The organism is Azospirillum melinis (assembly GCF_013340935.1).
In the GTDB taxonomy this organism is placed as follows: domain Bacteria; phylum Pseudomonadota; class Alphaproteobacteria; order Azospirillales; family Azospirillaceae; genus Azospirillum; species Azospirillum melinis.
The window spans coordinates 319,057-345,132 of sequence record NZ_WHOS01000002.1; the positions used below are offsets into that span (position 1 = coordinate 319,057).

Sequence of the window (26,076 nt, forward strand, 5' to 3'; positions counted from 1 at the left end):
CATGGCGGCATCCACCGAAAGCCAAGTGCAGGCGAATGCCCCGGCCACGGCACCCCCGCCGCGCCGTCCGCGCCGCTGGCCCTGGACGCCCTATCTGCTGAGCGCGCCAGGGCTGGCCCTGTTCGCGGTGCTGCTGCTGGTGCCGCTGGTCATGACCTTCCTCTTGTCGCTGAACAGCTTCAGCTTCTATGGCGGCATCGAGAATGTCTGGCAGATCGGCAACTATGCCGACATCGTCGCCGACAGCTATTTCCACGAGGTCTTCCTGCGCACCTTCCGCATCGCCGCGGTGGTGACGATCCTCTGCGCGCTGTTCGGCGCGCCGGAGGCCTACATCCTGCGCCGGATGAAGTCGCCGTGGCGGGGCTTGTGCCTGCTGATCGTGCTGGGGCCGCTGCTGATCTCGGTGGTGTCGCGGACGCTGGGCTGGGCGCTGCTGTTCGGCTCGACCGGGCTGGTCAACCAGGGGCTGATGGGGCTGGGGCTGATCGCGACGCCCATCGAGTTCATGTACACCGAGACCGGCGTCATCATCGCGCTGACCCATGTGCTGGTGCCCTTCATGGTGCTGTCGGTGTGGGCCTCGCTCCAGCGGCTCGACCCGCAGGTGGAGAATGCGGCGCTGTCGCTGGGCGCCGGGCCGCTGACGGTGATGCGCCGGGTGGTGCTGCCGCAGATCGTGCCGGGCATCCTGTCGGGGTCGATCATCGTCTTCGCCCTGGCGGCCAGCGCCTTCGCCACCCCGGCGATCATCGGCGGGCGGCGGCTGAAGGTGGCGGCGACGCTCGCCTATGACGAGTTCCTGAACACGCTGAACTGGCCGTTGGGCGCCACGGTGGCGGTGCTGCTGCTGATCGCCAACGTCGTCATCATCGTCGGCTGCAACCGGCTGGTCGAACGTCGCTACAAACAGGTGTTCGAATGAACCGCAACGGCCCGATCGCGCTGATCTTCCACGTCCTGTTCCTGGGCTTCCTGCTGGCGCCGATCCTGATCGTCTGCGCGGTGGCCTTCACCTCGCAGGGCTACCTGTCGCTGCCGACCGAGGGGCTGTCGCTGCGCTGGTTCCGCGCCATCGGCGACAATCCGGAATTCATCCGCGCCTTCAAGGACAGTTTGCTGCTGGGGGCGGTGTCGTCGACCCTGGCGATCCTGGTGGCGGTGCCGGCCGCGCTGGCCATCGCGCGCCACCAGTTCTTCGGGCGCGAGGCGATCCAGGCGCTGTTCCTGTCGCCGCTGATGGTGCCGCACATCGTTCTCGGCATCGCCTTCCTGCGCTTCTTCACCATGATCGGGCTGGGCGGCACCTTCGCCGGGCTGGTGCTGAGCCATGTCATCATCATCCTGCCCTTCGCGCTGCGGCTGATCCTGGCGGCGTCGACCGGCATGGACCGGGCGGTGGAGAATGCGGCGGCGTCGCTGGGCGCGTCGTCCTGGACCTGCTTCCGCCGGGTGACGCTGCCGCTGATCCTGCCGGGCGTGGCGAGCGGCTGGGTGCTGGCCTTCATCAACAGCTTCGACGAGGTGACGATGACCGTCTTCATCGCCTCGCCGGAGACCACCACCCTGCCCGTCCGCCTGTTCCTCTACATCCAGGACAACATCGACCCGCTGGTGGCGGCGGTGTCGGCGGTGCTGATCTTCCTGACCGTGGCCGCCATGCTGGTGCTCGACCGCGTCTATGGGCTTGAACGGCTGCTGGTCGGCAAGGGCCGCGACTGACACGGCAAAGCGTCTTCCGGTTTCCTCCCTGGACTGCCCCGCACCTCCCCGGTGCGGGGTATTTTTTTGCGCGGCATCGGAGCCGTTACGCCGATGGTTCAGGATGCAAATGATTCGCTCACACCATTTTCTGTGTTGACCGCAGGGGCATGCGGACGTACTTTTAACCAGCCGGTTAAAACATAGCGACCGCCACACTGGTCGCCCCGAGCCCGCCGGCCGGAGGAGACGCATGGAACCCCGCTCTCGCTCGGGCGCAGCGTTGCGCCTGCTCAATTCCGACTGGGTCCGCCCCATCCTGCTGATGGTCATCCTGCTGGTTCTGTGGGATCTGTCGGTCCGGGTGTTCGGCGTCCCGGCCTATCTCGTGCCGAAGCCCGGCGACGTCGTGCTGGCGATGATCGACGAATGGCCGCGCCTGCTGGCCGAATCCGTCCCGACCTTCACGGCCACGCTCGGCGGCTTCGCGCTGTCGGTGCTGTTCGGCATTCCCATCGCGATGCTGATCGCCGGATCGCGCGTGGTCGAAGCCTACGTCTATCCGCTGCTGGTCTTCTCGCAGTCGATCCCCAAGGTCGCCATCGCGCCGCTGTTCGTGGTGTGGTTCGGCTTCGGCCTGATGCCGAAGGTGATCGCCGCCTTCCTGCTGGGTTTCTTCCCGGTCGTGGTGTCGGCGGTGCAGGGCTTCAAGTCGGTCGACAACGAGATGATGGATCTCGCCCGCTCGATGAAGGCGTCGCGCCTCCAGACCTTCCAGATGGTCAGCCTGCCGCACGCCCTGCCGGCGATCTTCGCCGGGCTGAAGGTCTCGATCACGCTGGCCGTGGTCGGGGCGGTGGTCGGCGAATTCGTCGGCTCCAACTCCGGCATCGGCTTCGTCCTGCAACGCTCCATCGGCAACTTCGAGCTGCCGCTGATGTTCGCGGCGCTGACCGTGCTGGCGCTGATGGGCGTCGTGCTGTTCTGGGTCATCGACGTGGTCGAGCGCTTCTCCATTCCCTGGCACTCCAGCCAGCGCCACAAGGCCAATCTCGGCGCCTGACGGCACTTCAAAACATCCATTCATCGACAAGAACCCCGACGCCGCACAACGCAGGCCGACGGGGCGATCCACCACCCATGGGAGGTCACCGGTCGTGATGAAGAAAACCATCGTCGCAGCGCTCTGCGCCTTCGCCGCCTCCACCTTGCCGGCGCAGGCCGCCGACAAGGTGACGCTGATGCTGAACTGGTACGTCTACGGCGAGCACGCGCCCTTCTATTACGGCAAGGACAAGGGGCTCTATGAGGCCGAGGGCATCGACCTGGAAATCCAGGAAGGCCGCGGCTCGGCGGTGACGACGCAGCTGGTCGCCAGCAAGGGCGTCACCTTCGGCTATGTCGACGTGCCGACCATGATCAAGGCCGCGATGAAGGGCGCGCCGGTGACCTCGCCGGGCGTGCTGCTGCAGACCAGCCCGATGTCGGCGATGGGCTTCACCGAGAAGAACATCCGCAAGCCGGAAGACATCAAGAACCGCATCGTCGCCATGACGCCGGGCGACAGCATGTCCCAGATCTGGCCGCTGTTCCTGAAGAAGACCGGCCTGAAGGAGCGTGATTTCGAGGTGGTGTCGGGCGACGCGCAGACCAAGCTGAACGCCGTCATCAACGGACAGGCCGACCTGCTGCTGGGCTATGTCATGGACCAGAGCATGAAGATCAAGGACGCCACCGGCAAGTCGGTGACGCCGATCCGCTTCGCCGATTACGGCGTCAACATGGTCTCGTCCGGCATCATCGCCAACACCGACATGATGAAGAGCAACCCGGACCTCGTCCGCCGCTTCATGGCCGCCACCACCAAGGCGGTGGAAGAGGCGGAGAAGGCGCCGAAGGACGCCGCCGCCGCCATCCTGAAGGCCAACCCGAAGGGCGGCAAGCCGGACACGCTGCAGGAAGGCTTCGAGCTGACCATCCCGCTCTACCGCACCAAGGAGACGGAGAAGCTGCGGCCCTTCCAGGTCACCGACGCCAACATGAAGGAGACGGTGGATCTGCTGGTCGAGTATGGCGGGCTGGACGCGGCGGCCAAGGAGAACCCCAAGCGCTTCTACACCCGCGAGTTCCTGCCGCCCGACCCGGCCGCCGCCGCCGTGAACGCCGCCGCGAAGTAACGAACCGAAGTGACCGACCGGGACCCCGCCCGACCCACCGCCCAGCCCACAGCAGGGAGCGACGAGGAGAGCATGGCACAGCCTCAGTTGAAACTGGTCGGCGACGCGGCGACGCAGCGCCTGTCCGGCGAGCCGCTGATCCGCATCGACGGCGTGACCAAGACTTACCGCACCCGCGATGGGGAGGTGCCGTCGCTCCGCCCCATCACCTTCGATGTGCGGCCGGGCGAGTTCCTGGTGATCGTCGGTCCGTCGGGCTGCGGCAAGTCCACCCTGCTGAAGATGCTGGCCGGCCTGCTGCCGGTCAGCAGCGGCACCATCAAAATCGAAGGCGACACCGTCACCGAGCCGCACGACGACACCGGCATCGTCTTCCAGAGCCCGACCCTGCTGGCCTGGCGGTCGGTCCTGCGCAACATCATGCTGCCGGTGGAAATCCGCCGGCTGCCGCGGGAACGCTATCTGGAACGCGCCCACAAGCTGGTCGAGATGACCGGGCTGAAGGGGTTCGAGCAGAAATATCCCTGGCAGCTGTCGGGCGGCATGCAGCAGCGCGCCGCCCTGTGCCGGGCGCTGGTGCATGACCCGAAGATCCTGCTGATGGACGAGCCGTTCGGCGCGCTCGACGCCATGACGCGGGAACGGATGAACGTCGAGCTGCAGCGCATCCAGCATGAGACCGGCAAGACGGTGATCCTGATCACCCACTCCATCCCCGAGGCGGTCTTCCTGGCCGACCGGGTGATGGTGATGTCGGAGCGTCCCGGCACCATCGCCGCCACCTACGAGGTTCCGCTGCCGCGTCCGCGGACGCTGGACGTCATGGGCGACCCGGTGTTCATCCAGCTGACCCAGACCATCCGCAAGCATTTCGCGGCGCAGGGGCATCTGGACTAAGCGCCGGAAGTCCCACCGCAGAAACTGTGCGTCATCCCCGCGAAGGCGGGGATCGAGACAACTTCGCAGTGGAACCGCTGCGCAGGCTGGAGTCCCGCATCCGCGGGACTGACGGCCGAAGACGTACTGAAAGACACTCGCCATGTCCGCCCACCCGGCCGCCCCCCGTCTCCAGATCCGCGCCATCGAGCTGTACGAGCGGCCCGTCCGTTTCGTGAAGCCGTTCCGCTTCGGCGCGGTGACGGTGGAGGCCGCCCCGCAATCCTTCGTCCGCGCCCTGGTCGCGGTCGAGGGACAGGGGGAGGCCTGGGGGGCGACGGCCGAGATGATGATGCCGAAATGGTTCGACAAGCGCCCGGACCGCAGCCCGGCCCAGACGGTGGACGGGCTGCGCCGTTCGCTGATCGAAGCGCGCGACGCCTACCTGTCCGACGGCCGGCTCGACACCGCCTTCGGCCATCACGCCGCCTACAGCCCGGCGCTGGAGCCGAAACTGGCCGCCGCCTTCGGGCCGGCGCAGATCGACAAGGCGGTGCTGGACGGGCTGCTGCGGGTGCTGGGCCTGAACGCGTTCGACGGGCTGGGCGGCAATGTCGCCGGGCTGGACGCTCGGCTGGCGCCCGATCTCGCCGGCTTCGAGCTTGACGGGTTTTTGCGCGGGCTGACCCCGCTCGGCGAGGTCGAGCTGCGCCACACCGTCGGGCTGCTCGACAAGGCCGAAGACCTGCGCGCCCTGCTGGAGCAGGCGCCGCTGCGCTGGTTCAAGATCAAGCTGGGCGGCGATGCCGCCGCCGACGCAGACCGGCTGGCGGAGCTGGCCGGCGTGCTGGAAACCACCGCCCCCGACTACCGCGCCACGCTGGACGGCAACGAGCAGTATCGCGATGCCGCCCATGTCGCGGAGCTGCTCGACCGCATCGACGCCTCCCCGGCGCTGGCCGGCTTCCGCCGGGCGCTCGCCTATCTGGAACAGCCGATCGCGCGGGAGGCGGCGCTCGCCCGGCCGCTGGGGTCGGTGGCGGAGCGGGTGCCGGTGATCATAGACGAATCCGACGACGGCTACGACGCCTTCCCGCGCGCCCGCGTCCTGGGCTATCGCGGCGTGTCGTCGAAATCCTGCAAGGGTCTCTACAAGGCGATGCTCAACCGCGCGCGCTGCGCGGCCTGGGGGCCGCCGCACTTCATCTCCGCCGAGGATCTCACCTGCCAGGCCGGGCTGTCGGTGCAGCAGGACACCGCCCTGGTCGCCTTCCTCGGCATCCCGCATGCCGAGCGCAACGGGCATCAGTATGGCGGAGGCTTCGGCAGCGCCGCCGAAGCCGACGCCTTCCTCGCCGCCCATCCCGGTTTCTACGAGCGCCGCGCCGACGGGGCGGTCAGGCTCGCCACCGGCTCCGGCCGGCTGCCGACCTCGCCGCTGCGCGGTCCCGGTTTCGCGTCTTCAGCGGGTCCCGACCGGGCCACGCTTTCCCCCCTTTCAAACCCGACATCAGCGTTTTCCGAAGGAGTCCACCCATGAGCACCAAGCGCCTTGGCCTCATCATGCACGGTGTCACCGGGCGGATGGGCATGAACCAGCATTTGATCCGCTCGATCCTGGCGATCCGCGCCCAGGGCGGCGTCACCCTGTCGGACGGCTCGCGCGTCATGCCCGACCCGATCATCGTCGGCCGCAACGCCGAAAAGATGCAGGAGCTGGCCCGCCGCCACGGCATCGAGCGCTGGAGCGACAACATCGACGCCGCGCTGGAAAACCCGGACGACGTGATCTTCTTCGACGCCGGCACCACCCAGATGCGCCCGACGCTGCTGGAGAAGGCGATCCGCGCCGGCAAGCACGTCTATTGCGAGAAGCCCATCGCCACCAACCTGGACGAGGCACTGCGCGTCGTCCGGCTGGCCGCCGAGGCCGGGGTGAAGAACGGCACGGTGCAGGACAAGCTGTTCCTGCCGGGCCTGGAGAAGCTGCGCATGCTGCGCGACAGCGGCTTCTTCGGCCGCATGCTGTCGGTGCGCGGCGAGTTCGGCTACTGGGTGTTCGAGGGCGACTGGCAGCCGGCGCAGCGTCCCTCGTGGAACTACCGCGAGGAGGACGGCGGCGGCATCATCCTCGACATGATCTGCCACTGGCGCTATGTGCTCGACAACCTGTTCGGACAGGTGAAGAGCATCTCCTGCCTGGGCGCCACCCACATTCCGGAGCGCTGGGACGAGAAGGGCAAGCCCTACAAGGCGACCGCCGACGACGCCGCCTATGCGATGTTCGAGCTTGAGGGCGGGGTGATCGCCACCATCAACTCGTCCTGGTGCACCCGCGTCTACCGCGACGATCTGGTGACCTTCCATGTCGACGGCACCAACGGCTCGGCGGTCGCGGGATTGACCGACTGCGTGATCCAGCCGCGCCAGGGCACGCCGCGCCCGGTGTGGAACCCCGACCAGAAGCAGACCATCGACTTCTACGACACCTGGCAGCCGGTGCCCGACAACGCCGTCTTCGACAACGGCTTCAAGGTGCAGTGGGAGTCCTTCATCCGCCATGTGGTCGAGGACACCCCCTACAATCACGGCCTGATCGAAGGCGCCAAGGGCGTCCAGCTGGTGGAATGCGCGATGCAGAGCTGGCGCGAACGCCGCTGGGTCGACGTGCCGGCCATCGAGGGCTGAGGCGTTCGCCGGGGAGGGGTGCCGACCGCAGCATCGAAAGCTACACGCTGGCTCCGCCGCGCGGCTTTCCCGCCCGCACCGACCGGCCGCTGACCCGCATCGCCTTCGCCGCCGCCCACATGGTCGCCGACCCGCTGGCCGAGGGCGATCCGTGGCTGGCCCCGGCCATCGACTGGGACCGCAGCATCGCCTTCCGCGAGCATCTGTGGGACCTCGGCCTCGGCGTCGCCGAGGCGATGGACACGGCACAGCGCGGCATGGGGCTGGACTGGCCGACCTCGCTGGAGCTGATCCGGCGGTCGCAGTCGGCGGCCAAGGCGCGCGGCGGGGTGATCGCCTGCGGCGCCGGCACCGACCATCTGCCGCCGGAGAACGCCCGCAGCGTCGACGACGTGATCCGCGCCTATGAGGAGCAGATCGAGGCCATCGAGGCGCTGGACGGCCGCATCATCCTGATGGCGTCGCGCGCGCTGGCCCGCGTCGCCACGGGGCCGGAGGATTACGTCCGCGTCTATGGCCGCATCCTGTCGCAGGTGAAACAGCCGGTGATCCTGCACTGGCTTGGCGACATGTTCGATCCGGCGCTGGCCGGCTATTGGGGCACGGCCGACGTCGACGCGGCGATGGACACCGCGCTGTCGATCATAGGCGACTTCGCACCGAAGGTGGACGGCATCAAGATCTCGCTGCTCGACAAGGACAAGGAGATCGTCATGCGCCGCCGCCTTCCGGCGGGTGTTCGCATGTACACCGGCGACGACTTCAATTACGCCGAGCTGATCGCCGGCGACGGGCAGCAGCATTCCGACGCGCTGCTCGGCATCTTCGACGCCATCGCACCCGCCGCCGCAGCGGCGCTGGCCCATCTGGCAGACGGCGACGAGGCCGGGTTCCACGACATCCTGGCGCCGACCGTGCCGCTGTCGCGCCACATCTTCAAGGCGCCGACCCGCTTCTACAAGACCGGCGTCGTCTTCATGGCCTATCTGAACGGCCATCAGGACCATTTCACCATGGTCGGCGGGCAGGAGAGCACCCGCTCCACCCTGCATCTGGCCGAGCTGTTCCGGCTGGCCGACAAGGCCGGGCTGCTGTCCGATCCGGACCGCGCGGCCCAGCGGATGGCGGCGGTGCTGGCGGTGCGGGGGATCGCCTGATGCGCGACTTTTCCGCAGATCATCGCTGGCTGTCGATCAACACCGCCACGGTGCGCAAGCAGGGCAACCTGGTCGAGATCCTCGACGCCTGCGCCCGCCGCGGCATCCGCGGCGTGGCGCCCTGGCGCGATCAGGTGGCGGCGGTCGGGCTCGACGCCGCGGTGCAGGCGGTACGCAGCGGCGAACTGGCGCTGTCCGGCTATTGCCGCGGCGGCATGTTCCCGGCCGACCCGTCGAAGGCGGCGGAGGTGCGCGACGACAACCGCCGCGCGGTGGACGAGGCGGCGGCGCTGGGTGCCGCCTGCCTCGTGCTGGTGGTCGGCGGGCTGCCGCAATATTCCCGGCCCGGATCGGCCGCCAGCAAGGACATCGCGCTGGCCCGCTCGCAGGTCGAGGACGGCATCGCCGAGCTGCTGGACCATGCCCGCAAAGTGGGGATGCCGCTGGCCATCGAGCCGCTGCACCCGATGTATGCCGCCGACCGCGCCTGCGTGAACACGATGGCCCATGCGCTCGACCTCTGCGACCGGCTGGATCCGGAGAAGTCGGGGGCGCTGGGGGTGGCGGTCGACGTCTACCATGTCTGGTGGGGCCCGGACCTGGAGGCGCAGATCGCCCGTGCCGGCAAGGAGAGGCTGCTGGCCTTCCATGTCTGCGACTGGCTGGTGCCGACCACCGACCTGCTGCTCGACCGCGGCATGATGGGCGACGGCGTCATCGACATCCCGCGCATCCGCGGTTGGGTCGAGGCCAACGGCTTCGCCGGCTATTCGGAGGTGGAGATCTTCTCGCAGGCCAACTGGTGGGAGAAGCCGATGGGCGAGGTGCTGGACACCTGCATCGAGCGGCACCGCAGCGCGGTTTGAAATCGCTGGCAGACGCTTCTACCATGGGGGAAGACCCCTTCCCTCCCCCGGACCGCAGGAGCCGGCTTCCCGCATGGACAGCCTGACCGACACACCCGAACCGGTGCCGCCCGCCCCCGCAATCCCTGCGGCGCCGGTCAAGGTGACCCGCGACCCGGAGGGGACGCGGGCCCGCATCATGGCCGCGGCGACGGAGGAATTCGCCCGCTACGGGCTGGGCGGCGCCCGCGTCGACCGCATCGCCGAGCAGGCCGGCACCAACAAGCGCATGCTCTATTACCATGTCGGCAACAAGGAGGAGCTGTATCTGGCGGTCCTTGAGGATGCCTATGCCCACATCCGCGAAACCGAGCGCACGCTGAACCTGGACAAGCTGGCCCCGCCCGAGGCCATCGCGCGGCTGATCGGCTTCACCTGGCAGTATTTCATCGACCATCCCGAATTCATGGCCCTGCTGAACATCGAGAATCTGCACCGGGCCGAACTGCTGAAAACGTCGGGGCAGGTGCAGTCGATGCACTCCCCCTTCGTGCAGATGATCGCCGACGTGCTGGCGCGCGGGGTGAAGCAGGGGGTGTTCCGCGCCGGGGTCGATGCGGTGCAGCTCTACATCTCCATCGCCGGGCTGTCCTACTTCTACCTGTCCAACGTCCACACCCTGTCGGTCATCTTCGGCCGCGACCTGCTGGCCGACCCGGCGCGGGAGGAACGGCTGGACCATATGGTGGAGCTGGTGCTGAAGTCGCTGCGGCCGTGAGGGGGTGAGAGGGGTGGTCGGAGTCTGACCACCCCTACTGTTTCGGGGCGGGCCGCAGCAGGGCGATCAGCAGCAGGCCGCCGACGATGAACCAGGCGATGACGACGAAGCCGTCGATGTAGGCCAGCACGTAAGCCTGCTTGCGCACCGCCGCCGCCAGCAGCGACAGGGCACGGTCGGTCGCCTCCTCAGACCCGGTGGAGCGGGCGGCGAGCCGCGCCATGCCGCCGGCCAGCCGGTGGACGGTGTCGGTGCCGCCGGCCACCACGTCGGACACCAGCCGGAAGCTGTGGAACTGCTCGCGCACGCGGACGAAGGTCTGCATGAAGGCGGCACCCAGCTCGCCGCCCAGCAGGCGCGAGGTCTGCAGCAGGGCGCCCAGCGCCAGGATGTGGGCCTGGGACAGGTTCTTGATGTTGAAGTAGATCAGCGAGGTCATGGCGAAGGACTGGCCGAAGGCCTGGAGCATCTGCGATGGCAGGAAATCGGCGCCGACCCAGTCGGCCGTCAGGTGCGAGGCGAGCCAGCAGGCGGTCCCCACCGCGGCGAAGCCCGCCGCCATCACCACCCGCGGATCGGCATGGCGCAGCAGCGTGCCGACCAGCGGCGCCAGCAGGAACTGCGGCAATGCTATCAGCAGCAGCGTATCCCCCACCTCCAGCGCCCGGTAATTGTTCACCGTGATCAGGAATTGCGGGACCAGATAGGCGGTGGACAGCATGATCAGCCGCAGCAGAACCAGCAGCAGGCACAGCAGCGGGATGTTGCCGCGGAAGAGCGCGCTGAAGGTGATCCAGGGCTTGGGGCAGGTCAGCTCCTGCACGACGAAGGCGGTTACCAGCAGGCCGCCGGCGAGGAACAGGCCGGTGATCAGGCCGGAGTTGAACCAGTCCAGCCGGTTGCCCTGGTCGAGCCCGGCATAGAGCAGGGCGAAGCCGAGGCTGGCATAGGCGATGCCCCACCAGTCGCCGTCCTTCAGCAGGTCGCGGCGGACCGGCTCGGCCGGCATGCCGAAATGGACGCACAGCGCCATCAGCGGCGCCAGCAGGGCCGTGTCCCAGAACAGCCAGCGCCAGTCGAGATGCTCGATCACCCAGCCCTCGACCGAGGCGGCGAAGTTCAGCGACAGCTCGACATTCATCGCATAGACGGCGATGCCGTAGACGACATAGCGCGGCGGCAAATTGCGGACGATGAAGCCGATGGTCAGCGGGATGAAGGTGCCCGACGACAGGCCGGCCAGCAGCTGGAAGGTCAGCACCCCGGTCAGCGTGCCGGTCAGCGGCAGGGCCAGCATCGCCAGCCCGTAGGTCAGGGAGGACACCAGCAGGACGCGGCGCGGCCCGAACACCACGCCGAGGAAGGCGGCGGCCGGGGCGACCAGCATCTGCGCCACCGTGTAGGCGGTGGTGATCCAGGCCCCCTCGTCGAAGCCGGCGCCGATGGCGCCGCGGATGTCGGCCAGCCCGAAGGTGGTGATGCGCGAGGTCAGGGTGGAGATCAGCGCCCCCAGCATGACGCCGAGCAGGCCGACGATGGGATGGTGGGTCAGGATCGGCTGGGCCGGGCGCAGCAGGATGCGGGACAGCCGCCCGCCGGCCAGACCGACGCTCAAGACCCGCTCTCCTTCACGTCACCATCGGTGTCGATGGTGACGACGACGGACATGCCGGGCCGCAGCCGGTCCTGCAACGGGTGGGGGCCGTCGAGGACGATCTTCACCGGGATGCGCTGGACGATCTTGGTGAAGTTGCCGGTGGCGTTGTCGGGGGGAAGCAGGGCGAACTGGCTGCCGCTGGCCGGCGACTGGGCGGCGACCCGGCCGGTCAGCGTCACGTCGGGGAAGCTGTCGACGCGAACGGTCGCCGGCAGGCCGGATCGGATCCGCGTCATCTGGGTTTCCTTGTAGTTGGCGATCACCCACACCGCCGGCAGCGGCACCAGCGTGACGATCTGGCTGCCCTGCCCGACATACTGGCCGGGGCGGACCTGCCGCTGCCCGACCATGCCGTCGGCCGGGGCGCGGATCGTCGTGCGGTCGAGCGTGATGCGGGCGAGGTCGAGGTCGGCCTGCCGTTGCAGCCGGGTGGCCTTGGCCTGGCGCACCTGCACGTCGATGCCGTCGAGCGCCGCCTTCTGCTGGTCGACCTGGGCCTGTCCCGCCTCCAGCGCCGCCTGGGCCCGGCGGGAGGTCGCCTGCGCCTGTTGCAGCGCCTGGAGCGTGCCGGCCACGCCCTGTTCGGTCAGGGAGCGCTGGCGCGCCTCCTCCAGCCGCGCCCGCCACGCCTCGGCCTCCAGCCCGTGGACGTTCGCCTCGGCCTGATCGACCAGGGCGCGCTGGGTGCGCTTCTGGATGTCGAGCTGGGCGATGGCGGCATCGGCGGCCTCCAGCGCCGCGTCGGCCTGCTGCACGCGGGCGCGGTAGTCGTCGTCGACGATGGTCGCCACCGGATCGCCGGCCTTCACCCGCTGGAAGTCGCCGACCGGCATGTCGCGGACGACGCCCGCCACCTGGGCCGACAGCGGGGTGATGTCGGCCTGGAGATAGGCGTCGTTGGTGGTCTGGCGCGCGGCGGAGCCGAGCCAGCGGTCCCAGCGCGTGGCGAAGGCCACCAGCAGCACAACCGCCAGCCCCAGCACCGCCAGCCGCACCACCCAAGGGCTCCAGGCCACCGGCGGCGGGGCGGCCGGGGGAGGAGGAGCCGGAGGTGGTTGCTGGACCGCTTGCTGGCCCACTGGCTGGGGTGGCGCTGCGGCATCGGTCATGCGGGGCTCTCCATCGGAATCGGCCTGCCGGAACGGTCCGGCCGGACCGCCTCGACAGGCCGACCCTACGCGATGGCCCGCGGAAAAGCGCCTTGCACCAAGGTGTAGCCCCGCTTGGGACCGGTCAGGACAGGACGATGCCGCCGTCGACGTTCAGCGTCTGGCCGGTGACGAAGGCGCTGTCGTCGGAGCAGAAGAAGGCCACCGGTCCGGCGACATCCTCCGGCGCACCGATCCGCGCCATGGCGGTCTTGGCCTTCCAGCCGTCGCGGATGGCCGGATCGTCGAGGTTCACCCGGCCCATGTCGGTCAGGATGATGCCGGGGCAGACGCAGTTGGCGGTGATGCCGAGCGGCCCGACCTCCTGCGCCAGCACGCGGGTGAAGCCCATCACCGCCGCCTTCGACGCCGAGTAATGCGCCTGTTCCGGCGCGCCGTGCTTGCCGCCGATGGAGGCGATGTTGCAGATGCGGCCGTAGCCCTGCGCCTTCATCAGCGGCAGCACCGCCTGGGTGACGAGGAAGGTGCCCTTGGCGTTCACGTCCATCACCTGATCCCAGGCGGTTTCCGGGCAGTCCTCCACCGTCGCGGCGATCAGGATGCCGGCATTGTTGACCAGCGCGTGGATGGTGCCGAGTTCGGCCACGGCGCGGTCCACCATCGCCTGCACCTCGTCCTTCGCCGACACGTCGGCGTGCAGCTCGACCACGCGGACGCCTTGTGCCCGCGCCTCTCCCGCCGTCTCGGCCAGCGCGCCGGCCTGCCGGGCGATGTCGTTCAGCGCGAGATCGAAGCCGCGCGCCGCCAGTCCGAGAGCGATGGCGCGGCCGATGCCGCGGCTGGCGCCGGTGACCAGCGCGATCTTTCCCTGTGTCCTGTGGCCCTGTGCCCTGTTGCCCTGTGCCATATCCTTGTTCTCCCTTCAGAAAGCGGTGTAGCCGCCATCGACAGCCAGGACGGTTCCGGTGATGTAGCTCGCCGCGTCGGAGGCGAGGAAGGCGACGGCCAGCGCCACCTCGCGCGGCTCGCCCAGCCGGCCCATCGGCGTGGCGGCGAGCCAGCGCTCGAACCATTCGGGGCGGGAGCGGCCGGCCAGGGTCAGTTCGGTGGCGGTGTAGCCGGGAGCGACGGCATTCACCCGCACCCGGCCGGCCCATTCCACCGCCAGCGACTTGGTCAGCAGGTTGACGCCGGCCTTGGCGGCGTTGTAGGCGGCCTGGGGCTGCGGATGGACGACGATCTCGCCGCACATCGAGCCGATGTTGACGACCGATCCCCTGCCCGCTTCGACCATCGGGCGGCCGAAGGCGCGGGCGGTGTGGAAGACGCCGTGCAGGTTGACGTCGATCACCCGGCGCCAATCGGCCAGATCGACCTCCAGCGCCGGCCCGTTGTGGACGATGCCGGCGTTGTTGACGAGGATGTGCGGCACGCCGGCCTCGGCGACCAGACGGGCGGCGGTCTCCTCGGCCGCCTGGGCGTCGGTGACGTCGAGGGTGTAGGCGAGCCCGCCGATCTCGTCCGCCAGCCGTCGGGCGGCCTCGCCGTCGCGGTCGAGGATGGCGACGCGGGCGCCGGCCTCCGTCAGGACGCGGACGATGGACTGGCCGATGCCGGCGGCCCCGCCGGTGACGACGGCGAGCCGGCCGCTAAGATCGAACTCCTTCATGCCGCGGGCTCCCTGACCGGAGTTGCGGCAGGCGTTGGCACCGGCCCGTTCAGCACGCCCTTCAGCGCCGGGTAGAGGGCGAGATAGCGCTGGTAGATCTCTTCGTAGAGGGCGGATTCGCGCGGGCGCGGTTCGATGCTGGTGCCGGGGCGGACCATCGCGGCGATGCCCTCGTCGATGCTGGCGAAGCGGCCGGCGCCATGGGCGGCCAGCACCGCCGAACCGGTGGAGGGCGCGTCGGCGGAGGCCGGGATGCGCACCGGCAGGCCGGCGGTGTCGGCATGGATCTGCATCCACAGCTGCGAGGCGGTGGCGCCGCCGCCGACCGTGATCTCGGTCGAGCTGTAGCCGCCGGCCCGGAAGGCGTCGAGGATGGCGCGGGTGCCGAAGCCGATGCCCTCGACGATGGCGCGGAAGACATGGTGCGGTTCATGGGCCAGCGTCAGCCCGACGATGGCGCCGCGGCTGAGCGGGTCGGTGTAGGGGGTGCGGTTGCCCTGGAAATGGTCGAGCACCAGCAGCCCGTCCGATCCCGGCTCCAGCGCCGCCGCCCTGGCGTTCAGGGCGGCGAGGTCGAGCGTGCCGCCGCTGAAGCGGCGCAGCCAGTTGACGATGGAGCCGGTGGAGGTCTGGCCGCCCTCGACGATCCAGCGGCCGGGATAGACGATGTCGGGATAGCTGCCCCAGACGCCGGGCGCGTGCAGCGGCGCCTCGGTGACGCCGAATTGCAGATGCGAGGATCCGGTGATGAGTGCGAGCTGGCCCGGCTGGGCGACGCCGAGCCCGATCATGCCGATCAGCGCATCCGCCCCGCCCTGCACCAGCCTGACCGACGGCCGCAGCCCGAGGATGGCGGCGGCTTCGGTCGTCAGCGTGCCGACCACCGCGCCGGGAGCCAGCACGCGGGCCGGCCATTTGCCCTCAAGCTCTTCGAGGTCAAGCGCCTTGAGGATGCCGCGCGCCCAGCCGCCGTCGCGGCTGGAGTAGTGCCAGCGCAGGCCGGCATTGTCGAGGCTGGCCACCCGTTCGCCGGTCAGGCGCAGGGTGAGGAAATCCTGGTATTCGCAGATGGTGTGGGCGGCGGCGAAGGTCGCCGGCTCGTTCCGCTTCAGCCACAGCGCCTTGGGGATCATCCATTCCGCGGAGACCGGGCCGCGGCCGGCGCCGTTGATCTTCAGCGCCGGGTCGCCGGTGGCGAGCACCGCCTCCGCCTCGGCATGGGCGCGCACGTCCATCCACAGCAGCGCCGGGCGCAGCGCCCGGCCGTCGGCGTCGAGCGCCACGACGGTGCAGCAGGTGGTGGCGAAGCACATCGCCTCGATCTCCGCCGCATCGATGCCGGCATCGGCGACGGCGCCGCGGGTGGCCTCGGCCAGCGCCCGCCACCAGTCCTCCGGGTCCTGCTCCGCCCTGGCACCGGGACCGAACTGCGTGTCGTAGGCGACGGCCTTCTGGCCGAGGCAGCGTCCGGTCAGGTCGTAGATGCGCGCCCGCAGGCTCTCGGTGCCGCCGTCGGCGGTCAGGTAATAGGCCATTCCCTTATCCTCCCTGAAGACACGCAGCCCTTTGCGGGCCACCTTATGGACGCCGATATCCCCTCTCCCCTCAGCCGAGCGAGCGGAACGCCGCCAGCGCCTTGCCGGCATACATCACGGCGGGACCGCCGCCCATCTCGACCGCGACCTCAAGCGCCTCGACTAGGTCGGCCTCGGCGGCGCCGTGCCGGCGGGCACCGTCGACATGGTAGAGGATGCAGTCCTCGCAGCGGGTGGCGACGGAGATCGCCACCGCCATCAGCTCCTTCTGGGCGGAGGTGAAGGAGCCGGCGGCGCTGGCCGTGCGGCTGACCTCGGCGAAGCCCTTCATCAGGGCGGGGGAAGCCTTGGCGAAGGCGCCGAGCCGCGCCTTCGCCGCCGCCAGATCGGTCTTTGCGTCATCCATGCTGGGTCTCCTCGTCGATCAGGGCCGCGACCTCGCGCGGGGCATCCCACTGCGGCATATGGCCGGACGGCAGGAAATGGGCCGCCACGCGCGGCGGCAGGTTGAGCGCGTCGGTCGCGGACACGATGCGGTCGTCCAGGCCGAAGACGGCGCGGACGGGGATGCGCTCCGCCAGCTCCGCCAGCGGGCGCAGCAGGTCGATCCGCTGCCGGCCGTCGGCAGTGGCGAGGGCCGTCGCGAGCGTGCGCAGGCGTCCCCGGCCCATCTCGCGTGCCATGGCGACAAGCGCGGCGTCGGACAGCTGGCCGCCGCGCGGTCCCAGCAGGCGCAGCAGATGCGAGACCTCTCCCGTGGTTTCCGCCGCGGCCATGCCATGGACGAACTCGGCACCGATCCTCGGCCCGCAGCCGGCGGGGGTGAGCAGCACGAGGCGTGAAACCCGGTCGCCGAGCCGGCGGGCGGCGTGAACGGCGGCGGCGGCGCCCAGCGAATGGCCGACCAGAACCAGCGGTCCGGGCAGGCTTTCCGCCAGCGCCGCCACCGCGGCGGCCAGCCCGTCCACATCCGCCGCCTCGATGGCGGTCGCGCCATGGCCGGGCAGGTCGGGCATCACGACGCGCTTGCCGGAGCGGGCGAGACCCGAGGCCAGATTGGCCCAGGCGGTGCGGTCGCCGGCGAAGCCATGGACCAGCAGATGCACCGGCCCCGTGCTTCCGGCCTGCGCATAGGCGAGCCGGCCGGCCGGCGTGTCGAGCCAGCGCAGGTCGGCAGCCGAGGCGGGAGCGTCGGTGTTGGCGGCAAGCTCGACATCGGCCCGTTCGATCCGGCCGCGCCGGCCGCTGCCATGGAGAGTCTCCAGCGCGACGCCCTGCTGGCGGGCCAGCCGCCTTGCGGTCGGCGTGGCGCGCAGCCGGTCGTCGAAGCGGCGTTCCGGAGCCGGCGTGGCGGCGGTGGCACTGGCGGGCGCGGATGGCGCTGCCGGTGCGCCGGCCGCAGGGGCTGCTTCAGCCGCGGCTTCGGCGGCGTCGGGCGAGGCCGTGTCGGGCAGGGCGGCAGCCCAGTCCTCGGCCGACAGGACGGCGACACGGGCAATCGGGGCGCCGACCGGCACGCGGTCGCCGGCCGACACCAGAGTCCCGTCGAGACGGCCGTCGCCAAGGGCGGGATATTCGACGACGGTCTTGTCGGTTTCCAGCTCCAGGATGGCGTCGCCGCGGCGGAACTGCTGTCCCGGCTCGACCAGCCAGCCGACGATGACGCCCTCCTCCATCGTCTCGCCGAGACGCGGCATGGTCAGGGTAAGGGTCGTGGTACTGAGGGTCGTCATGCCGGCACCCGTCCGGCCAGCATCCGGAGAGCGGTGTCGGCGATCAGCTGCGGGCCGGGCACCGATCCGGCCTCCAGCGCGGTCGACACCGAGATCGGGATGTCCTCTCCGGCAACGCGGACCACCGGATCCTCAAGGAAGTCGAAGCATTCCTCGGTGATGCGCGCCGACAGCTCGGCCGCGACGCCCGCGGTCATCACGCCCTCGCTGACCACCATGGCGCGGCCGGTGCGCTCGACATGGGCGCGGATGGTGTCGAAATCGAGCGGGTTCAGCGTGCGGATGTCGATCACCGTCGCCTCGACGCCCCGGGCCGACAGCTGCCGCGCCGCCTCCAGGCAGTAATGCAGCTGGCGGGAATAGGTGACGATGACCAGATCGCGCCCCTCGCGCCGCACAGCCGCCTTGCCCCAGGCCAGCGGCTCGGCGTCGAGGTCCACGGTCTCCTTCATGGTGTAGAGCGCCTTGTGCTCGATGAAGACGACCGGGTCGGGCTTGGTCAGCGCCATGCGCAGCAGGTGATAGGCGTCGGCCACCGTGGCGGGCATCGCCAGCCGCAGGCCCGGCGTGTGCATCACATAGGCTTCCAGGCTCTGGCTGTGCTGGGCGCCGGCCGACCGCCCGGTGCCGCCCTGGGTGCGCAGAACCATCGGCACGCCGATCTGGCCGCCGAACATGTAGCGGATCTTGGCGGCCTGGTTGGCGAGCTGGTCCATGGTCATGCCGATGAAATCGACATACATCAGCTCCGCCACCGGGCGCAGGCCGGTCATCGCCGCACCGACCGCGGCGCCGACGATGGCCGGTTCGGAGATCGGCGTGTCGATCACCCGCTCCGCCCCGAACTCCTTGATCAGATCCTTGGTGACGCCATAGGCGCCGCCATAGCGGCCGACCTCCTCGCCGAGGATCACCACGTCCGGGTTTTCGGTCATCGCGTCGGCCAGCGCCTTGCGCAGGGCATCGCGATAGGTCAGTTCCTGAAGTGCCATTGGTGGTCTCCTCAGTCCCGCGCCAGAACGCGGTCGATGCGGGCGCGCACCGGTTCGGGTTCGGGTTCCTCGGGCGCATAGACGTCGCGGAACATCGAGGCGAGCGGTGGCTCGGTCTGCGCCACGGTGAAGTCGATGGTCGCGTCCATCTCGGCGCCGATCTCGCCATCCAGCCGGTCCAGCTCGCTCTCCGACTCCAGCCCGCGGTCGATCAGGGCCGCGCGGGCGAAGGCGACCGGATCCTGGCGGCGGCCGGCCTCTTCCTCCACCGGGTCGCGGTAGGGCGACTTGTCCTTGCGGGCATGGCCGTAGAAGCGGTAGCAGGACACCGCCAGGAAGGCGGGCTTGCCGGCCCGCGCGCCCTCGACCAGCCGTTCGGCGGCCTCGGCCACCGCCTCGACGTCGAGGCCGTCCACCGTCTCCGCCGCGAGGCCGAAGGCGGCGGCGCGTTCGTGCAGGTTGGGGTTGGCGGTCGCCTGGGCGATGTTGGTGCCCATGCCATACTGGTTGTTGATGCAGACGAAGACGCAGGGCAGGCCCCACAGGGCGGCCATGTTCATGCTCTCGTAGAGGATGCCCTGGCCGGTGGCGCCGTCGCCGAAGAAGGCGACGCTGACGGCGCCGGTCTTGTGGTGGCGGGCGGAGAGGCCGGCGCCGACCACCGCGGGGATGCCGCCGCCGACGATGGCGTTGGCGCCGAGATGGCCCAGCCCCATGTCGGCGATGTGCATCGACCCGCCCTTGCCGTGGCAATAGCCGGCTTCCTTGCCGCCGATCTCCGCCATCATGCGGGCCGGGTCGGCGCCGCGGGCGAGGAAGATGCCGTGGCCGCGGTGGTGGGTGGTGAAGCTGTCGCCGTCGCGCAAGTGCGCGCAGACACCGGCGGCGGCGCTTTCCTCGCCGATCGACAGGTGCAGCATGGAACCGGCCGACTGGCCGCGGACGAACAGTTCGCCCACACGCTCCTCGAAGGTGCGGATCCGGCGCATCGTCCGGTAGAGTTCGGGAAGGCGCGTGTTGGCGCCCGCCCCGACCCGGCCCGCCATGGTGCGGCCGGCCGTGGCCCGGAGGTCAGCCTCGTACATCGAAGACTCCGATTTCAAAGAAGGTTGAGCTTGGTGCTGCGCGAGACGACGGCGACGGCGGCAAGGATGATGACGCCCTTCACGATCGCCTGGATGTAGGTGTCCATCCCCATCAGGTTGAGGCCGTTGTTGATGACCCCGATGAAGAGCGCGCCGAAGAAGGTGCCGGGCACGGTGGCGGTGCCCGGCCGGAACATGGTCATGCCGATGAAGACCGTCGCCAGCCCATCGAGCAGATAGCGCTCGCCGGCGTTCGGCTGGCCGGAGCCGAGCCGGGCGGCGAGCAGCGTGCCGGCCATCACCGCGAAGAGGGAACAGACGACGAGGGCGGCGGCGCGGTACTTGCGCACCCGGATGCCGGACAGCTCGGCCGCCTTCTGGTTGCCGCCGACGGCGTAGATGTAGCGGCCGAAGATCGTCCGCTCCATGACGAACCAGGCGACCAGCACCGCGGCCAGCATGAAGAAGGCAAGGACCGGGATGCCGGCGACGCGCCCCTGGCCGAGCCAGAGATAGACCTCATCCAGCCCGCCATAGATCGCCCGGCCGCCGGTCATCAGGAAGTTGATGCCGTAGAGGATGGAACCGACGGCCAGCGTCGCGATCAGCGACGGGATGCCGACCAGCGTCACGAGGATCGCATTCACTGCCCCCACGGCAAGCCCGGCGCCTAGCCCGGCCAGCAGGGCGAGCGGCAGAGGCACGCCCTTGACCAGCAGCAGCGGCACCAGCACGCCGGCAAGGCCGACGGTGTAACCGACCGACAGATCCATCTCGCGGGCGGCGAAGCCGAAGGTCAGGCCGGCGCCGACGATGGTCAGCATCGAGATCTGCTGCGCGATGTTCAGCAGGTTCTGTCCGGTCAGGAAGCGGTCGACGCCGAGCGAGAAGACCAGGAACATGGCGACCAGCACGACCAGCGTGCTGTAGCGCTGAACATGCTCCTTGCGCAGCCCGAACAGCCGGTCATGGCTGGGGAGGGATCCGGTGGCGGTGTCGGTCATGCGGGAATTCCTGATTTTGCAGTCTCCGGGACGGCTCCGGAGATGGCGGCGATGAACGCGCTCTCGGAAAAGCCGGTGCCGGGGATTTCCGGGCCGGGCCGCAGGTGATGGAAGGGGATGACGCGGTGCGCCAGCGCCTCGATCTCCAGCAGGTCGGAGGACGCGATGACGATCCCCACGCCGGTGGCGGCAAGGCGCCGCATCTCGGCGTAGATCTCGGCCTTGGCGCCGATGTCGACGCCCTCGGTCGGCTCGATGAAGATCATCACGCGGTAGCGGCCCTCGGCGCCGTAGAGCCATTTGCCGATGGAGATCTTCTGCTTGTTGCCGCCCGACAGCGTGCGCAGAAGCTGGCCGGAGGAATGGGCCTTCACGTTGAGAAGGCGCATGATGCGGCGGGATTCCGCCTCCTCCCGGCCGGGCGACAGGATGCCGGCGGCGATGGCGCCATGGCCGGGATGGACCATCGCCAGATTCTCGCGCAGCGTCCACTCGCCGATCAGCGCATATTCCATGCGGTGGTCGGGGACCAGCGCGATGCCGGCCGCCTGCATGTGGGCGGGCGGTCCCGGCTTGACCGGCCGGCCGCCGACCGCCAGCCCGGCACAACGCACGCCGGACGGGCTGTGCAGCGAGCGGGCGAAGCCGAAATGGCCGGCGCCGGTCAGTCCGATCAGCCCGACGATCTCGCCGGCATGCAGGGTGAAGTGCGGCACATGCAGCCGTCCGACCCGCCAGTCGCGGATGTCGAGCACGACCTCGCCGCGGCTTGCCCGCGCCGCCTCTTCGGACTTGCGCTGCGGGCCGGAGCCGCTGCGGCGCAGCATCATGTCCACCAGCATCTGCTCGTCGAGCGCGTCGGCGGACTCCGTGCAGATGCGCCGGCCATCGCGCAGCACGGTGATGCGGTGCGACAGCGCCTTGATCTCCGACAGGAAATGGCTGATCAGCACCACGCCGACGCCGCGGGCCGGCAGCGTGCGGATGATCGCCCACAGCTGCTCCTTCTCGCGGGCGGGCAGCGTCGCGGTCGGCTCGTCGAGGATGACGATGCGGGCGGAGCCGCGCAGCGCGCGGACGATCTCGATCACCTTGCGGTCGGCCATCGGCAGCTCGGCCACCGGGCAGCCGAGGTCGATGTCGACCTGCGGAAACCATGTGGCGAGCAGCGCCGCGGCCTGGGCCTTCAGGGCCGAGGCGCGGATCATGCCGCCGATGCGGCGCGGCTCGACGCCGAGCAGGATGTTCTCCGCCCCGGTCAGGCCGGGGACGAGGCTGCCCTCCTGGCTGACATGGGCGATGCCCTGCGACAGCGCGTCCTGCGGCGAGCCGAAGCGGACGCTGCGCCCGTCGATGGAGAGGCTGCCGCCGCTGGGCTGAAGGCTGCCGCCCAGGATGCTGACCAGCGTCGATTTGCCGGCGCCGTTCTCGCCGATCAGGCCATGCACCTCGTCGCTGCGGAAGACGACGTCCACGCCGTCCAGCGCCCGCGTTCCCGGAAACTGCATGGCGATGTCGGCCAGATGGATTTCCATGGCGACCTCCAGGGAATGAAGCCTGCCGCCGCCGGCCCGGGTGCGGAGGGGTCCGCCACCCTGGGCCGGCGGCACCCGGTCACATGAACTGCTTGCAGTTCTGCTTGGTGATCAGCGGCGCGTCGAGATAGACGGTCTTGGTCGGGATCACCTCGGCGGCGGGCTTGCCCTTCACCACCACGTCGTCGAGCCACTGGCCGACGGTCTTGCCCATCTCCTCGAAAGGCTGGCGCACGGTGGCGATCATCGGGCTGTCGGGCTTGCAGACCTCGGCGACCGCCTGCGGATGGCCGTCGATGCCGATCACCTTCACGTTCTTCAGCCCGGCACCCTTGATGACGTTGACAGCGGCCTGCGCCGGCTCGTCCCACGGCGCCCAGACAGCGGTGATGGTGTTGCCGAAGCGCGCGACGTAATCCTCCATCGTGCGGTTGGTGTCCTCGAAGAAGGCGGTGTAGTTGATGTTGTGCTCCGCCAGCACCTTCACGCCCGAATATTCCTTCAGCACCGTCGCCATCACGTCGCCGCGCTTGCGGGTGCCGTGGTGCTCCGCCATGCGCAGGAAGACGAGGTTGCCCTGCCCGCCCATCTGGTCGAGCAGATAGACCGAGACGTTCGCCGACATCGCCCAGTTGTTGGTGGTCACATCGACCAGAACCCCGTCGACATAGCCGGAATCGACGGCGAAGACCGGGATCTTCGCGGCCTTGGCGGCGTCGAGCGCTGCACGGCTGGCGCGCAGGTCGGCCATGGTGATGACGATGGCCTTCACGCCGCGGTTGGCGGCGTCCTGGATGTTGGAGGCGGTCGCCTCGCCCGAGCCGCCGCTGTCGAGTACGCTGATCTTCCAGTCGGTCTTGCCGCTCTGCTTGGTCCAGGCGTCGAAACCGGCCTTCACCCGCTGTTCGGACTGGGCGGCGGCGTTGGCATGGACCCAGGCGATGTCGAGGGCCTGCGCCGCACCCGCGGCGGTCATCATCGCGACCATCGAGACAGCCGCAAGCATTCCGGAAAGCCGGTTTTTCATTTCCATTCTCCTCCCATTGCCAGCTATCTGGCTGGCGAATTCTCGATGCCGGTCTTGCGCCGGCGACGATGAGCTTGTGGTGGGGCGTGACAAATGTCAACACCAGATACATTTGTCACCTGATAGGGGTAGAGGGGGAAGCGCGCGATGCGGAACGGGACCAGCGAGGGGCCGGAGGACGAGGTGCTGATGGCGCGGGCGGCTTGGCTGTACTATGTCGGCGGCCTGAACCAGGAGGCGGCGGCGCGGCGGCTGGGCGTCACCCGGGCGCGGGTCAACAAGCTGCTGTCCGACGCCCGCGACAGCGGCATGGTCAGCATCACCATCAATTCCGCGAATGTCGGGCTGCTGCCGGTGGAGGAGGCGATCCGCGAGCGCTATGGGCTCGATGTCTGCATCTGCACGCCGGCCCTGACCCAGGATGCCGGCGGCGACCGCGACGACGCGCTGCTCGCCCCCTTCGCCTTCCGGGCGGTGGGGGCCGCCGCCGCCGCCCATCTGCGCCGCCATCTGGCGGAGACGGAGGAGGCGGTGGTCGGCACCGGCTGGGGCCGGACGCTGGAGCAGATGACCTTGCAGATGGCCGGGGTCAGCGCGCCGCGGGCGAAATTCATCAGCCTGATGGGGTCGCTGACCGCGCGCTCGGCCTACAACCCGTTCGACGTGGTGCATGCGCTGGCGCGGACCACCGGGGCTGAGGGCTATTTCCTGCCGGTGCCCTTCATCGCCGACAGCCTGGAGGCGCGCGACGTGCTGCTGTCGCAGCAGTCGGTGCAGACGGCGCTCCAGTTGGCGCGGTCGACGACGGTGGCCTACATCTCCATCGGCGAGCTGCGCGAGGCGTCGCTCCTGCGGACGCAGGGCATGATCAGCGCCACCGAACTGGCGGAGCTGCGGGCGGCCGGGGCGGTCGGCGACACCAACGGGCTGTTCTTCGATCAGGACGGCAAGGCGGTCGATCATCCGCTGAACCACCGCACGCTGGCGCTCGGTCTCGACGGGCTGAAGCAGACCTACACGGTGGCGCTGGTGGCAGGCCGGACCAAGCTGCAGGCCGCCCGTGCCTTCCTCGCCAGCGGGGTGGCGCGCGCCCTGATCGTCGACGGCGACACCGCGCTGGAGCTGGTGAAATGAGGCAGTGCGGCACCGCCGCCCGGTGGAAAGGGCCGCCAAGCTCCCTTGACAGCGGCTGTTGGGTTGCGGAATGGTGGGTGGGTCGACCGATCCCGGTCGGCGGGCATAGGCTTGTTCTCAGGGCAGGGTGAAACTCCCGACCGGCGGTATCCCTTCGACAGAAGGGGAGCCCGCGAGCGCTCACCGGCTTTTGGCGGTCCCAATAGACGGTGAGGTCAGCAGACCCGGTGTGAGGCCGGGGCCGACGGTTACAGTCCGGATGGAAGAGAATGAGCAGACCGCGCCGGTGGCTTGCCGCGAGCAGGCCCGCCGTCGTCGGTTCGCGCCATCGCGTCGGGTTCCGGTCCGGCGCGCTGGAGGTCTCTTTGCGCCCTGATTCAGGCTCACCCTTCAGTGGATGTGAGAACCATGAATCAGATTTACCGTCAGAACGATCTTCTCGCCCGCTTCGGCACGCCGGGCGAACGCGTCGCCCGCGCCCTCGACAGCCTTCGGCAGGGGCAAGGGGTGATCGTGGTCGATGACGACGACCGCGAGAATGAAGGCGACATCATCTACCCGGCCGACAGCATCACCGTCGAGCAGATGGCTCTGCTGATCCGCGCGTGCAGCGGCATCGTCTGCCTGATCCTGCCCGACGAGCATCTGCAACGGCTGGAGCTGCCGGCGATGGTGCCGGCCAACAGCTCGCGCTTCGGAACCGCCTTCACCGTGTCCATCGAAGCGCGCGAGGGCGTCACCACCGGCGTCTCGGCGGCCGACCGGGTGACGACGATCCGCACCGCGATTGCCGACGACTGCCGTCCGGAGGATCTGGCGCGGCCGGGCCATGTCTTCCCGATCCGCGCCCATCCGCAAGGGCTGGCGGCCCGCCGCGGCCACACGGAAGCCACCATCGAGCTGATGGCGCGGGCCGGACGCAAGGCGGCAGGCGTCCTCTGCGAGGTGATGAACCCGGACGGCACCATGGCCCGCCTGCCGGAGCTGATCGCCTTCGCCGAGGAACAGTCGATGCCCATCGTCAGCATCGCCGATCTGGTGGCGGAGAGCAGCCTGCAATCGGAGCGCTGACCGGGTCCAGCCACAGGCAAACGGGGACCGCCCTGTCGGAGCGAATGCTTCCGGCAGGGCGCTTCGGCGATGGGTGGCACGTTCAGGAAGAGCTGTTGGTTACAGGGAGTCGAGAAAGGCGCCGATGACGGTGCGCTGCGCCTCCGGGACCATCATGTCGATCAACAGGCGCCTAACCCGAATAATTCATCAGGGCTGGCGCAAGGGGCGGCGGGCGCAAGGCTAATCCACTGAATTCGTGTATGATTCTGGTGCTGAAGCAGTCTCACCACGGATCACCGGAGTTCACGCCCGCCATGACCG

General features: G+C 69.4%; 24 protein-coding genes and 1 riboswitch. Of the genes, 12 read left to right on the forward strand and 12 right to left on the reverse strand.

Going from position 1 to position 26,076, the window contains the following annotated elements:
• Position 1: 1 nt before the first annotated feature.
• The 10 genes from GBZ48_RS03115 (at position 2) to GBZ48_RS03160 (ending at position 10,222) form a co-directional block, all read left to right on the forward strand.
• The gene (locus GBZ48_RS03115; RefSeq protein ID WP_246306946.1) at positions 2 to 925 is read left to right on the forward strand and encodes an ABC transporter permease; all 924 of its coding nucleotides are present in this window, start codon (positions 2 to 4) and stop codon (positions 923 to 925) included.
• Entirely contained in the window at positions 922 to 1,722 is an 801-nt protein-coding gene (locus tag GBZ48_RS03120; protein ID WP_109049671.1) for an ABC transporter permease, read from the forward strand. Before GBZ48_RS03115 ends, GBZ48_RS03120 begins: the two co-directional genes overlap by 4 nt.
• A gap of 232 nt (positions 1,723 to 1,954) precedes the next feature.
• The gene (locus GBZ48_RS03125; protein ID WP_098736847.1) at positions 1,955 to 2,764 is read left to right on the forward strand and encodes an ABC transporter permease; all 810 of its coding nucleotides are present in this window, start codon (positions 1,955 to 1,957) and stop codon (positions 2,762 to 2,764) included.
• Positions 2,765 to 2,861: 97 nt separating this feature from the next.
• Positions 2,862 to 3,878, forward strand: coding sequence for an ABC transporter substrate-binding protein (locus GBZ48_RS03130; protein ID WP_174469704.1), 1,017 nt, complete (start codon positions 2,862 to 2,864; stop codon positions 3,876 to 3,878).
• A gap of 72 nt (positions 3,879 to 3,950) precedes the next feature.
• Positions 3,951 to 4,775 carry an ABC transporter ATP-binding protein gene (locus GBZ48_RS03135; RefSeq protein ID WP_174469664.1) on the forward strand — a complete coding sequence of 275 codons (825 nt, stop codon included), beginning with the start codon at positions 3,951 to 3,953 and terminating at the stop codon, positions 4,773 to 4,775.
• A gap of 142 nt (positions 4,776 to 4,917) precedes the next feature.
• Positions 4,918 to 6,294, forward strand: a complete 1,377-nt coding sequence (locus tag GBZ48_RS03140) for an enolase-like domain-containing protein (protein ID WP_174469665.1) — start codon at positions 4,918 to 4,920, stop codon at positions 6,292 to 6,294.
• Positions 6,291 to 7,442, forward strand: a complete 1,152-nt coding sequence (locus GBZ48_RS03145) for a Gfo/Idh/MocA family protein (RefSeq protein WP_174469666.1) — start codon at positions 6,291 to 6,293, stop codon at positions 7,440 to 7,442. The genes GBZ48_RS03140 and GBZ48_RS03145 overlap by 4 nt, the downstream gene beginning before the upstream one ends.
• Positions 7,382 to 8,599, forward strand: coding sequence for a dihydrodipicolinate synthase family protein (locus GBZ48_RS03150; protein WP_246306947.1), 1,218 nt, complete (start codon positions 7,382 to 7,384; stop codon positions 8,597 to 8,599). Before GBZ48_RS03145 ends, GBZ48_RS03150 begins: the two co-directional genes overlap by 61 nt.
• Positions 8,599 to 9,465 carry a sugar phosphate isomerase/epimerase family protein gene (locus GBZ48_RS03155; RefSeq protein WP_174469667.1) on the forward strand — a complete coding sequence of 289 codons (867 nt, stop codon included), beginning with the start codon at positions 8,599 to 8,601 and terminating at the stop codon, positions 9,463 to 9,465. The genes GBZ48_RS03150 and GBZ48_RS03155 overlap by 1 nt, the downstream gene beginning before the upstream one ends.
• 73 nt (positions 9,466 to 9,538) lie before the next feature.
• A complete protein-coding gene (locus GBZ48_RS03160) occupies positions 9,539 to 10,222 on the forward strand; it encodes a TetR/AcrR family transcriptional regulator (protein WP_174469668.1) in 684 nt (227 codons plus the stop codon).
• Positions 10,223 to 10,256: 34 nt separating this feature from the next.
• Here GBZ48_RS03160 and GBZ48_RS03165 read toward each other — a convergent pair whose 3' ends face one another.
• The 12 genes from GBZ48_RS03165 to GBZ48_RS03220 form a co-directional block, all read right to left on the reverse strand.
• Positions 10,257 to 11,837: an MFS transporter gene (locus GBZ48_RS03165; protein ID WP_174469669.1), complete on the reverse strand. Its 1,581-nt coding sequence runs from the start codon at positions 11,835 to 11,837 to the stop codon at positions 10,257 to 10,259.
• Positions 11,834 to 12,988, reverse strand: a complete 1,155-nt coding sequence (locus tag GBZ48_RS03170) for an HlyD family secretion protein (protein WP_174469670.1) — start codon at positions 12,986 to 12,988, stop codon at positions 11,834 to 11,836. The genes GBZ48_RS03165 and GBZ48_RS03170 overlap by 4 nt, the downstream gene beginning before the upstream one ends.
• Before the next feature lie 124 nt (positions 12,989 to 13,112).
• Complete coding sequence (locus GBZ48_RS03175) at positions 13,113 to 13,895, reverse strand: SDR family NAD(P)-dependent oxidoreductase (protein WP_174469671.1); 783 nt, start codon at positions 13,893 to 13,895, stop codon at positions 13,113 to 13,115.
• Positions 13,896 to 13,910: 15 nt separating this feature from the next.
• A complete protein-coding gene (locus GBZ48_RS03180) occupies positions 13,911 to 14,657 on the reverse strand; it encodes an SDR family NAD(P)-dependent oxidoreductase (RefSeq protein ID WP_174469672.1) in 747 nt (248 codons plus the stop codon).
• Positions 14,654 to 16,192 (reverse strand): FGGY-family carbohydrate kinase, encoded by a 1,539-nt coding sequence (locus GBZ48_RS03185; RefSeq protein WP_174469673.1) that lies wholly within the window; start codon positions 16,190 to 16,192, stop codon positions 14,654 to 14,656. The genes GBZ48_RS03180 and GBZ48_RS03185 overlap by 4 nt, the downstream gene beginning before the upstream one ends.
• A 70-nt stretch (positions 16,193 to 16,262) precedes the next feature.
• Entirely contained in the window at positions 16,263 to 16,598 is a 336-nt protein-coding gene (locus tag GBZ48_RS03190; RefSeq protein ID WP_174469674.1) for a carboxymuconolactone decarboxylase family protein, read from the reverse strand.
• Positions 16,591 to 17,925: an acetoin dehydrogenase dihydrolipoyllysine-residue acetyltransferase subunit gene (locus GBZ48_RS03195; RefSeq protein WP_209798243.1), complete on the reverse strand. Its 1,335-nt coding sequence runs from the start codon at positions 17,923 to 17,925 to the stop codon at positions 16,591 to 16,593. Before GBZ48_RS03195 ends, GBZ48_RS03190 begins: the two co-directional genes overlap by 8 nt.
• On the reverse strand, positions 17,922 to 18,917 hold the full coding sequence (locus tag GBZ48_RS03200; protein WP_098736834.1) for an alpha-ketoacid dehydrogenase subunit beta: 996 nt from the start codon (positions 18,915 to 18,917) through the stop codon (positions 17,922 to 17,924). Before GBZ48_RS03200 ends, GBZ48_RS03195 begins: the two co-directional genes overlap by 4 nt.
• 11 nt (positions 18,918 to 18,928) lie before the next feature.
• Entirely contained in the window at positions 18,929 to 20,002 is a 1,074-nt protein-coding gene (locus tag GBZ48_RS03205; protein WP_209798242.1) for a thiamine pyrophosphate-dependent dehydrogenase E1 component subunit alpha, read from the reverse strand.
• A gap of 14 nt (positions 20,003 to 20,016) precedes the next feature.
• Entirely contained in the window at positions 20,017 to 21,006 is a 990-nt protein-coding gene (locus GBZ48_RS03210; RefSeq protein WP_174469675.1) for an ABC transporter permease, read from the reverse strand.
• Positions 21,003 to 22,541 carry a sugar ABC transporter ATP-binding protein gene (locus GBZ48_RS03215; protein ID WP_174469676.1) on the reverse strand — a complete coding sequence of 513 codons (1,539 nt, stop codon included), beginning with the start codon at positions 22,539 to 22,541 and terminating at the stop codon, positions 21,003 to 21,005. The genes GBZ48_RS03210 and GBZ48_RS03215 overlap by 4 nt, the downstream gene beginning before the upstream one ends.
• Before the next feature lie 79 nt (positions 22,542 to 22,620).
• Positions 22,621 to 23,568: a sugar ABC transporter substrate-binding protein gene (locus GBZ48_RS03220; protein WP_199235320.1), complete on the reverse strand. Its 948-nt coding sequence runs from the start codon at positions 23,566 to 23,568 to the stop codon at positions 22,621 to 22,623.
• A gap of 147 nt (positions 23,569 to 23,715) precedes the next feature.
• Here GBZ48_RS03220 and GBZ48_RS03225 point away from each other — a divergent pair, with 147 nt between their 5' ends.
• Positions 23,716 to 24,702 (forward strand): sugar-binding transcriptional regulator, encoded by a 987-nt coding sequence (locus tag GBZ48_RS03225; RefSeq protein ID WP_209798241.1) that lies wholly within the window; start codon positions 23,716 to 23,718, stop codon positions 24,700 to 24,702.
• Positions 24,703 to 24,811: 109 nt separating this feature from the next.
• Positions 24,812 to 24,977, forward strand: a riboswitch (FMN riboswitch).
• Positions 24,978 to 25,110: 133 nt separating this feature from the next.
• Positions 25,111 to 25,773, forward strand: a complete 663-nt coding sequence (gene ribB, locus GBZ48_RS03230) for a 3,4-dihydroxy-2-butanone-4-phosphate synthase (protein ID WP_174469677.1) — start codon at positions 25,111 to 25,113, stop codon at positions 25,771 to 25,773.
• The last annotated feature ends 303 nt before the right edge of the window (positions 25,774 to 26,076 follow it).